Annotated in this window: 7 protein-coding genes and 1 riboswitch; of the genes, 1 reads left to right on the forward strand and 6 read right to left on the reverse strand. The window is 62.8% G+C overall.

Annotation, left to right across the window (positions count from 1 at the left end; all coding sequences use genetic code 11):
• Positions 1–33 precede the first annotated feature (33 nt).
• The 5 genes from iolB to iolC all read right to left on the reverse strand — a co-directional run bounded on the left by iolB (position 34) and on the right by iolC (position 5,977).
• Positions 34–837 carry a 5-deoxy-glucuronate isomerase gene (gene iolB / locus ACFE8X_RS12265; protein WP_375451762.1) on the reverse strand — a complete coding sequence of 268 codons (804 nt, stop codon included), beginning with the start codon at positions 835–837 and terminating at the stop codon, positions 34–36.
• A complete protein-coding gene (locus ACFE8X_RS12270) occupies positions 803–1,027 on the reverse strand; it encodes a hypothetical protein (RefSeq protein ID WP_375451763.1) in 225 nt (74 codons plus the stop codon). The genes iolB and ACFE8X_RS12270 overlap by 35 nt, the downstream gene beginning before the upstream one ends.
• A gap of 53 nt (positions 1,028–1,080) precedes the next feature.
• The gene (gene iolE, locus ACFE8X_RS12275; RefSeq protein ID WP_375451764.1) at positions 1,081–1,995 is read right to left on the reverse strand and encodes a myo-inosose-2 dehydratase; all 915 of its coding nucleotides are present in this window, start codon (positions 1,993–1,995) and stop codon (positions 1,081–1,083) included.
• Positions 1,996–2,186: 191 nt separating this feature from the next.
• Positions 2,187–4,037: a 3D-(3,5/4)-trihydroxycyclohexane-1,2-dione acylhydrolase (decyclizing) gene (iolD, locus tag ACFE8X_RS12280; protein ID WP_375451765.1), complete on the reverse strand. Its 1,851-nt coding sequence runs from the start codon at positions 4,035–4,037 to the stop codon at positions 2,187–2,189.
• A complete protein-coding gene (iolC, locus tag ACFE8X_RS12285; RefSeq protein ID WP_375451766.1) occupies positions 4,034–5,977 on the reverse strand; it encodes a 5-dehydro-2-deoxygluconokinase in 1,944 nt (647 codons plus the stop codon). Before iolC ends, iolD begins: the two co-directional genes overlap by 4 nt.
• A 158-nt stretch (positions 5,978–6,135) precedes the next feature.
• Between iolC and ACFE8X_RS12290 the strand changes: the two genes are divergently transcribed.
• Positions 6,136–7,251: a Gfo/Idh/MocA family protein gene (locus tag ACFE8X_RS12290; RefSeq protein WP_375451767.1), complete on the forward strand. Its 1,116-nt coding sequence runs from the start codon at positions 6,136–6,138 to the stop codon at positions 7,249–7,251.
• On the opposite strand, the gene ACFE8X_RS12295 is transcribed toward ACFE8X_RS12290, so the two are convergent.
• Complete coding sequence (locus tag ACFE8X_RS12295) at positions 7,248–8,213, reverse strand: DMT family transporter (protein ID WP_375451768.1); 966 nt, start codon at positions 8,211–8,213, stop codon at positions 7,248–7,250. The genes ACFE8X_RS12290 and ACFE8X_RS12295 overlap by 4 nt on opposite strands.
• Before the next feature lie 99 nt (positions 8,214–8,312).
• Positions 8,313–8,598, reverse strand: a riboswitch (FMN riboswitch).
• Positions 8,599–8,857: the final 259 nt, after the last annotated feature.

Here is an 8,857-nt window from a genome sequence, read left to right on the forward strand (position 1 = left end):
TTATGCCTGTCGGCCCGGCCGGGGATAAACCGGCTAGGCCAGCAGCCACGCGTGCTCTTCGGCATTATGGAACTTCCAGATGCGCTTCGGCCCGGCCATGACATTGAGGTAGTACAGGTCATATCCGGCGGTCGTCGCCACCGGATGATAGCCCCGCGGCACCAGCGTCACGTCACCGTCCTCGATCACGAGCGCTTCATCAAGGCTCCGATCATCCGTATAGACGCGCTGCACGGCAAAGCCCTGTGGCGGGTTGAGCCGGTGATAATAGGTCTCCTCGAGAAAGCTTTCCTCGGGCAGGTTGTCGGTGTCGTGCTTGTGCGGCGGATAGGACGAGGTATTGCCGCCCGGCGTGATCACTTCCACCACCAGCAGGGCATGAGCAGGATCGGTCTCGGGCATGATGTTGGTGACGTGGCGCACATTGGCGCCCTTGCCGCGCACTAGCGGCGGATGAGTACCCGGCGCAATGATGCGGGGCTGATACGTCCCGCGCTCACCCGGGGCCGAGCAGACCGCAAGCTCCAGCGCGGTGGTGGCGGCCACGGCCCAATTGCTGCCGGCCGGGACGTAAACCGAATAGGGCTCGCCCTCAAACGGCGTCATCCGCTGCCCGAGTTCGCCGAGATCCTTGCCATCAACCGAAATCCTGGCCTTGCCGCTGACCAGCACCAGGCAAACTTCGTCGCTGCCGGCTTCTCCGCCGACGGCGCCGCCCGCGTCAAGGCGGTGCAGGGCAAAACCGACATAGCTCCAGCGCGCGCTGTTGGGCGTGATGCTGTGCACGCGCCCGCTGGTGCCGCTAGGGCGCACTCGGAGGTTGGGTGTCGTTGCCATTATCAGGCTCATCCTTGGGAAAGGCATAAAAGAAACTGTATATCGAATAGGCCAGCGCCGCGCTGATCAGCGAGCCCCAGAGCTCGTCTTTGTTCCACAACCATTCCCAGGCGCACCACACCATAAGGAACCCTGTAACGGTGACACGCCGCCACAGCGGGCGAAACCAGTTTACATCATTTGCCTTCAAACCACTTCTCCGACCTGCCAGCCCAGTTTAGCACATCCCCACCAGCATGCGCGCTATTGGGGATAGCCTTGCGTTTCCACGGTGTAGCCGGCAGCGGTCATGACAGCCATCAGCTCCTTATGCCCCACCTGTGCCATCCTGAGTGGCGGGTTCTTGCGCGGGTCCTGTTCGGCCTCCACTACGAACCAGCCTTCATAGCCATGATCGGCAAATTTCTGCACGATGGCACGGAAATCCAGCGAACCGTCGCCTGGCACAGTGAAAGCGCCCAGCGCCACGGCGTCGAGAAACGACTGTCTGGTGCGATCGAGCGCATCGATTACCGCCATGCGCACATCCTTGACGTGAACATGGCTAATGCGCCCATGGTGATTGTCGATGGCCCGCAGCACGTCGCCGCCGGCAAAGGCCAGATGGCCCGCATCGAGCAGCAGTGGAATGCCCGCGCCGGAAGCGTTCATGAACGCGTCGAGCTCCGGCTCGGTCTCCACCACGGCGGCCATATGGTGGTGATAGGCCAGGGGCATGCCCTGCTCGGCGCACCATTCGCCGAAATCCGTGACCGTGCGGGCATATGCCTTCATCTCGTCCTCGGAAAGCTTCGGCTTGGTGGCGAGCGGCCTGGCGCGATCCCCCTGTATGGAGCGGCCCACTTCGCCATAGACGATACACGGCGCGCCGACGGCCTTGAACAATTCGATCATCGGCGCAATCCGCGCCTTGTTGATCGCAATGTCCTCATCGACCAGCGTTCCCGAGAACCAGCCACCGCAAAGGGTTACATCGGCCGCTCGCAGAATTGGCAGCATGACAGCCGGATCGTCGGGAAAACGCCGGCCCTTTTCCATGCCGGTGAACCCCGCCGAGCGCGACTGCCGCAGGCATTCTTCCAGCGACACATCATCGCTCAATTCCACCAGATCATCGTTCCACCACGCGATGGGCGACATGCCAAGTTTGGCTTTCATTTAGGCTCCAGGTCAGTTTGGCTATTGCGCGTTCTTGTATCAGACTTGTGGAGGCGACCCCTCACCCGTCTCGGCCTTTGGCCGATCCACCATCTCCCTAAAGGGGCGAGGGTTGGCCCAGGGCCTCGCCAAACGCAGTACCACCCTTCTCTTTGAGAAAGTGCCTGACGGGCAGGTAAGGCGTCTTCTTATTACCCCGCCCGCCGCCCCTTCAGCGCAGTCACATACGCCTCCCGCGCCGCATTCACCTGCGGCCGATCACTGACTTCCGGCACCGCGACGTCCCACCAGTGACCTCCGTCATCGGTGGTGATCAGCGGATCGGTGTCGATGACGATAACTGTGGTCCTTTCGGTTTCCTCCGTGTCCCGCAGCGCCGTTTCCAGCTCGGCAATCGAGGCGACCTTTCGCGACATGGCTCCCATGGCTGCCGCATGCGCGGCAAAATCGATTCCGGGGAGGACCACATGGTGGCTGTCCTTCAACAGATTGTTGAAGTTGGCGCCGCCCGTGGCCATCTGCAACCGGTTAATGCAGCCGTAGCCCGCATTATCGAGCACCACGATGGTCAGCTTGGCGCCCAGCATGATCGAGGAGGCGATTTCCGAATTCAGCATCATGTAGCTGCCATCGCCGACCATGACGATCACGTCCTTGTTCGGCCGCGCCAGCTTGACCCCAAGCCCGCCGGCAATCTCGTAGCCCATGGTGGAAAAGCCATATTCCATATGGTAGCTGCCCGGCGAACCCTGCCGCCAAAGCTTGTGCAACTCCCCCGGTAAGCCACCGGCGGCGCACACCAAAATGCCGTCGCTGCCCCGTGCCCGCTGGACCGCGCCGATCACCTGCGCATCGGAGGGCAGTTCGGCATTGGTGGTGGCGGTCGCCCGCTCGGCCGCCTCGAGCCATTCGGTCTTGCCGGCGATGGCCCTGGCGGTCCAGCTCGCATCGGCTTCCCAGCCCGTCAGCGCCGCATCCAGCGCCGCAAGGCCCACCCGCGCATCCCCGACCAGCGGCAAGGCCTGGTGTTTGTGCGCATCGAACGGCTGCACGTTCAGCCCGATGATCTTGAGCCTGTCGTTCTTGAACAGGGCCCAGGAACCGGTGGTAAAATCCTGCAGCCGCGTGCCGATGGCAAGGATGACATCGGCTTCCTCTGCCAAGGTGTTCGAGGCGGACGTTCCGGTGACCCCGACCGAGCCCATGTTGAGGCGATGGTCGTGGGGCAGGGCACTCTTGCCCGCCTGCGTCTCCAGCACGGGAATACCATGCGCCTCGGCAAAAGCGGCCAACGCGCCAGTGGCTTGCGAATACAACACGCCGCCGCCGGCGATGATCACCGGCTTTTCTGCCTGGAGCAAGGCGGCAGCCGCATCGGCGAATTCGTCGGCATCCGGCATGATCCGCCGCACGGCCCACACTTTCTCGGCAAAAAAGCTTTCGGGATAATCATAGGCCTCAGCCTGCACGTCCTGGCACAGCGACAGCGTCACCGGCCCGCAATCGGCCGGATCGGTCAACACCTGCATGGCGCGCCGCAATGCCGGGATAATCTGCTCCGGCCGGGTGATACGGTCGAAGTAGCGGCTGACCGGTTTGAAGCAGTCATTGACCGTGGCTGTCCCGTCGCCGAAATCCTCCATCTGTTGCAAGACGGGGTCGGGCAGGCGGTTGGCGAATACGTCGCCCGGCAGCAGCAAGACCGGCAACCGATTGACATGGGCCAGCGCGGCGGCCGTCACCATATTGAGTGCGCCCGGTCCGATCGAGGTGGTGCAGGCCATGAACCGCTGGCGGAAACTGGCTTTGGCAAACGCGATGGCCGCATGGGCCATGCCCTGTTCGTTTTGGGCGCGATAGGTCGGCAGGGTGTCCTTGATGCCATAAAGTGCTTCGCCGACCCCGGCGACATTGCCATGCCCGAAAATGGCAAACACGCCGCCGAAAATCGGCACCGTCTCACCATCGATCATGGTTTTCTGCATGGTCAGAAAGCGCGCAACGGCCTGCGCCATGGTTAGTCGAATTGTCGTTTGGGTCATCTACCCTCAATCCCAATTTGCGGGGTGATCCCCCTCAGCCGCTCCCAGATTTGCACCAGCGCGCCAAATCGGGCGGCCATGTCGGCGACTGCATCATCGTCGCTCACCGTCCCGTCCAGCCATCCCCTTGCCGCATCGGCAAAAATCGTGCGGCCGACGGCGAAGCCCTTGACCGTCCGCGATTGCTGCGCGGTGACAAAGCCCGCCTCCAGCGCCGCTTGGGAGGCTTCGAGCCCGAGCAGCACCACGCCGCGGCAGAATGGATCGTGCGTTTCGATGACCGTGTCGATCGCCGCCCACGCCGCGACGCTGGGTTGCGGCTCCAGTTTCCACCAATCGGGCTTCAGCCCGGCATCATAAATTTCCGTCAACGCCCGCGCCACGACATCATCGCCCAGCGCGCCGTGCTTGCTCGCAATGATCTCGATCAGCAGTTCCCGCCCGATCTTGCGCGCTGCATCATAGGCCGCGCGCAGCTTTTCGATCTGCTGCGCTTTCAGCTCCGGCGCGTCGTCCGGATGATAGAAACACAGCACCTTAATACAATGCTCAACCGGCCAATCGATCAGCCGGCTGCCCAGGTCTTGCGAAAATTCAAATTGGAGCGGCCGTGAGCCGGGCAATTCGATCGGCTTGGCGATCCAGAAGTCCTTGTGTGCTCCTGCCGCAAAAAGCGCATCGCGGCCATATTTGTCATCCAGCAGCATGCCAAAGCCTGGCCGCCCTGCGGCTACCTGTGTCGCAGCCCGTATCGCCAGCGTCTTGAATGCCGGAATTCTGGCCAGCATCGCCGTATCTCCGCCGGCCAGCTCTTCCAATTGGCTGCGGTGATCGCAGGCCAGCGCCATCAGGCTCGGAATTTCGCGCCGCCGGGTCGTTGCCCAATGGATGTGATTGACCGCCTCATCCTTGCGCAGGGCCCGTTCCGGGCTGCCATGCTCGAGAAAATATTGCAGCTCGACCCAGGTCGGGATTTCCGGCGCGCAGAGCAGGCGCGAGACCGCGAAGGCGCCGCAGGCGTTGGCCCAAGTGGCACTGGTCGCATGGGGTTCGCCGCGCAACCAGCCGCGCAGGAACCCGCTCATGAAGGCGTCGCCGGCGCCCAAGACATTGTAAACCTCGATGGGAAATCCCCTGCCAACGATGCCGTCTTCCAGATCGTCGGAAATGGCCCCGTCATAGACGATGCAGCCCATGGGGCCGCGTTTCAGCACGATGGTAGCGGTGGAAAGGCTGCGGATCGTCTTGAGCGCGGTCAGCAGATCGGACGCGCCGGAGGCGATGAGCACCTCTTCCTCGGTGCCCACGATCAGGTCGCACGCGGCCAGGACGGTCTGCATCTTGGCCGACACGGCGGCGGAGGCGATGTAGCGATTGTCGCCCGCGTCATGTCCCGCCAGGCCCCACAGGTTGGGGCGGTAATCGATATCGAGGATGACCTTGGCGCCGTTTTCTCGCGCCAGCGTCATCGCCTTGCGCTGCGCCGCCTCGGTGTGGGGCTTGGAAAAGTGCGTGCCGGTCACCAGCACGGCGCCCGCAGTGGCGATGAATACGGGGTCGATATCGTCGGGATCCAGCGCGTTGTCGGCGCAATTGTCGCGATAGAACAGCAGAGGGAACGAATGTTCGTTTTCCACCGACAGGATCGCCAGAGCGGTCAGACGCTCGGGATCGGTGACGATGCCGCGGGTTTCAACGCCTTCGCGCTGCAACTGTTCGAGGATGAACCGCCCCATCTGCTCCTTGCCGACCCGGGTGATCTGCGCAGATTTGAGCCCCAGCCGCGCCGTGCCCACGGCGATATTGGTGGCGCAGCCTCCGACCGACTTGGCAAAGCTCGTCACATCCTCCAGCCGGGTACCGATCTGCTGGCCGTAGAGATCGACCGACGCCCGCCCGATGGTAATGACATCGAGCACTTTGGTTTGGTCGCTGCGCACTCAAGTCTCTCCCGGTCGCTGCCCGGCATTTCCAGAAATCTGGCATGCTGGTTTTTGCCCATGAGACATGGGTTCCGCGCCCCGATCAAGAGCCAGCACGAGCCATATTCCGTTCCCCACCGATTGTGCATAAATGTTTGCCCAAAGGGGAGAACAATATGGCGCAAAGTCTGGGCATCGGCCTGATCGGGACCGGCTATATGGGCAAATGCCACGCACTGGCCTGGACCGAGGTGCATGCCGTATTCGGTACCGGCCCCACGCCACGTCTCGTGCATCTGGCAGAGGTCGACCAAGCCTTGGCGGACAAGAAAGCCGCCGAATTCGGTTTCGCCAAGGCCACCGGCATTTGGCGGGACCTGATCGCCGATCCTGAGGTCGACGTCGTCTCCATCACCACGCCCAATGCTTTCCATGCCGAGATGGCGATCACCGCGCTTGAGGCCGGCAAGCATGTCTGGTGCGAAAAGCCGATGGCGGTCGCCTTGGCGGACGCAGAGCGCATGGCGGCAGCGGCGCAAAAGTCCGGCAAGGTGGCGGTGCTAGGCTACAACTACATCCAGAATCCCCTGGTGCGCCACATCGAGACGCTGCTGGCGGAAGGTGCCATCGGGACGGTCAACCATGTCCGTGTCGAGATGGACGAGGACTTCATGGCCGATCCGGAGGCACTGTTCTATTGGAAAAGCGAGGCCAGTTCCGGCTATGGCGCGCTGGACGATTTCGGCGTTCACCCCCTGAGCCTGCTGCACCACCTGTTTGGCCCGGTGTCCCGGGTTTTGGCAAACTTGTCAAAGCCATACGCCGATCGGCGGACTCAATCCGGGAACCGCAGGGCGGTGGAGACTTTCGATATCGCCAGCATACTCTTTAAAATCGGTACGGGGATATCTGGCGTGATGGCGCTGGATCGCTCCGCCTGGGGCCGCAAGGGTCGGATCGCGCTGCAGATCTTCGGCAGCAAGGGCACGATCGTTTTCGATCAGGAGCGGATGAACGAACTCCGGCTCTATTGCGCCGGCGACCGCCCGACCGAGCAGGGATTTCGCACCATCCTGAGTGCGCCGCATCACCCGCCTTACGATCGGTTCATTCCGGCGCCGGGGCACGGGCTGGGCTTCAACGACCTCAAGATCATCGAATGCCACGAACTGCTCAATGCCATCGAGGGCAAGGCGGCCCGCATCGTGGATTTCGACGCGGGCCTCGTGATCGAACGCACCGTGCATGCCATGGCGCAATCGCACCACGAGCAGGCTTGGGTCAGTCTCTAGGCGGCCTGCGCTGCCGGGCCGGGTTGGTCCTTTTGCGCTTCCTGGTGGAAGATGAAGGCCGACGCGCCGATGATCATGGCAGCGCCGAGCCAGAACCACGGGCTCGGGATCTGGCCGAGCAATGCCCAGCCCAGCAAGGCCGTCAGCGGCACCTTGAGGTCGCCGAATGGCTGCAAATAGGTGGCGTCGGCCACCTTGTAGGCGAGACTCAACAGATATTGCGCGGCTGCGGTCAGCAGGCCTAGCAGCACCAGCAGACCCAGGCCCGCCCCGGTCGGCAACTGGAACGGAAAGCCGGTGGCAAGGCCCGCCGGAACCAGGCCGGGGATCAACCAGGCGGCGATAGTGGCAATCAACAGGATCAGCAGGTGATTGGGCGTGACCAGCACCAGCAAGGACAGCGTCAATGTTTCGGGCGATTCTTCGCGCGACAGATATTTGGTCAGAACGTCCGTCGTCGCCCATAGGGCGGCCGCGGCGATCGGCACCAGCGTAGTCAGGCTGAAGCCGTCGACGCCGATACCCGAAACGATGAGCGCGCCGGCAAAGCCGACAAAGGCAGCGATCAGGCGGGCGGGGGAGGCGCGCTCGCCCAGGAACAGCGTCGAGCCGAGGATGATGAACAGGGGGCCGGTGGCCAGGAGGGTCACCATCTGCCAGACCGGTACGCCCGAGGCGAAGCCATAGACGAAGACGTGGACGCCCAAGGCCGAGGCGAAAGCCCGGATTTCGTGGACGAGAGGGCGCCGGGTGCGCAGCTTGCCAAGGCCGATGCGCAGGATCAGCGGCAGCGCGAACAGCGTCGCCAGCAGATATTGCCAGAACGCCATGCCGGTCGAGCTCATGCCGAACTGCCACGGCAGCACCGATTGCAAAACGTTGGTGCCGGCAAAGGCGAGGGCGGCAATGGTGACGAAGGCGGCGCCAAGCACGGCGCCATTGGAGGAGGAAACCTGGTTCATCTGAAGTCCTTTCCGTAACCAGCTTCCTCAGGGTTACGGGAACAGACAAAGCAGTGCGGCGATGACGGACAATCCGTCACAGCCCAAGGCCAGATCCAGACCCGTTCTCTATCATCCGGACTATACCGTCGGCCCCGGAGTTACACCGGATCTGCTGACCCCCACCTGGAACCCATTTGCAATTCTACTGCGGCGGCCAACTGACGGCGTTTTTCTGCGCTTCCGGTGCTCACGTACCAATGTACGCTCCGCTCCGGTTCTCGAAAGCCACCGCCATTTGACTCGCCACAGCGAATTTCAAACAGCGTTCCCCGTGGGGCGCTCGCGGGCTTCGGGTCGCCCCGTTACCGCCGGTGGGGAATTGCACCCCGCCCTGAGAACGTTGCAGGCATGTATCCTGCACGGGCAAGATAAGACAGGCGATTGGCGCCTGCAAGAAGACACAGCGGTGTAACTGTGCGCAGATCGCGAACGGGGGGAAATCGTTTGCTCGATCGGGGCGTGAAGATGCGCCGCGCGGGGTCACCGGGCGGTTGGATGACAGTCAAACGGCATGCGGCGAGACGTGCCTCATGGGTTTGGTTTAGTATGCGAGACAGCGGCTCGCCGCATGCGACGGGATTTTACACGTGCGCATCGAGCAG

The organism is uncultured Devosia sp. (genome assembly GCF_964244875.1).
Lineage (GTDB): Bacteria > Pseudomonadota > Alphaproteobacteria > Rhizobiales > Devosiaceae > Devosia.

Bases quoted from the DNA above. Each gene is read 5' to 3' on its own strand.
- ACFE8X_RS12290 (WP_375451767.1), top strand. From the start codon at position 6,136: ATGGCGCAAAGTCTGGGCATCGGCCTGATCGGGACCGGCTATATGGGC.
- ACFE8X_RS12295 (WP_375451768.1), bottom strand. From the start codon at position 8,213: ATGAACCAGGTTTCCTCCTCCAATGGCGCCGTGCTTGGCGCCGCCTTC.
- iolB (WP_375451762.1), bottom strand. From the start codon at position 837: ATGGCAACGACACCCAACCTCCGAGTGCGCCCTAGCGGCACCAGCGGG.
- iolE (WP_375451764.1), bottom strand. From the start codon at position 1,995: ATGAAAGCCAAACTTGGCATGTCGCCCATCGCGTGGTGGAACGATGAT.
- iolD (WP_375451765.1), bottom strand. From the start codon at position 4,037: ATGACCCAAACGACAATTCGACTAACCATGGCGCAGGCCGTTGCGCGC.